Annotated in this window: 1 pseudogene; it reads left to right on the top strand. The window is 51.9% G+C overall.

Features of this window, described 5'->3' with window-relative positions:
* Positions 1-252 (top strand): annotated as a pseudogene (locus tag AC6CHQ_RS16380) (IS3 family transposase); the annotation flags it as partial.
* Positions 253-343 lie beyond the last annotated feature (91 nt).

Raw genomic sequence — 343 nt, 5'->3', positions numbered from 1 at the left:
TTGGATCCCAGGCAGATCGGGACGGATATACCGAAACAATCGCTAAAGCGATGGAGGAAATCGTATGACGCCCTTGGTGAGGAAGGACTGTTGTCCGAGCGTCGGGGCCGCGGAAGCACTGGCCGGCCGGTAACACGGAATCTGTCTGCGGAAGAACAGCTGAAAAAGGCACAGGCTAAGATCAAGTATCTGGAGGCTGAACTGGAATTGTTAAAAAAGCTAGAGGCAGCCGAGAGGAGGCTGAGGAAGTAAGGCTTAGACCGGGAGAAAAATATGCATTGATTCATGAAGTAATCCGAACGTATGGACTCCAAAGGGCGATCTCCTATCTATGCAGGGTCGC

The organism is Bhargavaea sp. GQ12, assembly GCF_059758705.1.
Note: the sequence above shows the minus strand (reverse complement) of the source record. Positions and strands in the feature narration are given on the sequence as shown.